This is a genomic window from Bartonella sp. AU15XJBT (assembly GCF_028618615.1).
GTDB lineage: Bacteria > Pseudomonadota > Alphaproteobacteria > Rhizobiales > Rhizobiaceae > Bartonella.
The window spans coordinates 1-981 of the sequence record NZ_JAQITG010000108.1 but is presented as its reverse complement, the minus strand read 5'-3'; the positions used below and the strand labels follow the sequence as shown (position 1 = coordinate 981).

1 pseudogene is annotated in these 981 nt (G+C 50.1%); it reads right to left on the bottom strand.

Annotated features, from left to right (window positions below):
• A pseudogene (locus PVV57_RS10385) lies at nucleotides 1–981 on the bottom strand (filamentous hemagglutinin); the annotation flags it as partial.

The following is a 981-nucleotide window of genomic DNA, read 5'->3' as shown; positions in this document are numbered from 1 at the left end:
ATCGGTTGCAATAAACGTCCCTTGATTGGTAAATGCACCAAGATGAGCATCGACACTCTCACCGCGCATTGTGCCGTTATTTGCGACCCCTTCACGCACTTGAAGGGTTAACGCTCCCTCTTGGGCTTCCACAGTCCCTGCTTGGGTTAAAGCATCAGCACTTAAAACCACATCATAACTTAAAATCGTGCTCTCTTGAGAAGTTGTGAGCATGCCCCCCGCTGTCAAGGCAACCTGCTGCATACTGACAATATCACCCGTGTGATTGAGAGCTCCATGGGCATCCAGCGTTATCTTCCCATTAGACCAGACAGTGCCTTCTTGGATCAGGGCACCGTGATGCGCATAAAGGTCAACTTTTTGCTCTGCAACTAAATGAGCGCCTGATGTAAGCTCTGCTGCTTGCATTAAAAGAGAACCGCCGGCGCTATAATGTCCAGCGCCTACAGTGAGCGCATCATCGGCGCTCAGTACAATATTCCCCTTGGCACCAATATGGTTGTTTAAAGCGCTGATTTGATTGGTTTCAATGGTCAGATCGCCAAGGGAAGAAACCCCTGTTTGATCATTGTCTTGCATGCGGCTTAGATCAATGGTTGCTGCTTGGATCTCTAAAAGATCACCGGCGGCTATCCGCCCATTTCCCGCCTCAAGCTTTGCTGCCTGTAAATGCAAAGAACCCGTCGCTGACTGTTGACCATCACTTCCAATACCGCTTGCTAAAAGAGCATGAGACTGGAGTTTGATCACATCGGCGCGCACATCAACAGTACCGCTTGCCGCAACGCGGGCATGTTCAGCCAGTTCAACATGCTTCAAAGCCTTCAGTTCAACCGCTTCTTCTGAAAAAAGCAGATCTTTCACATGCACACTGTCGTGGTGAGAGTGAGCCTTCACCGCACCTTTGGCACGTGCTTTGGCAATCACCAGCTTACCATCACTGGTCAATCTCATGGCGCCTGCATTGGCAACCATGTCTCC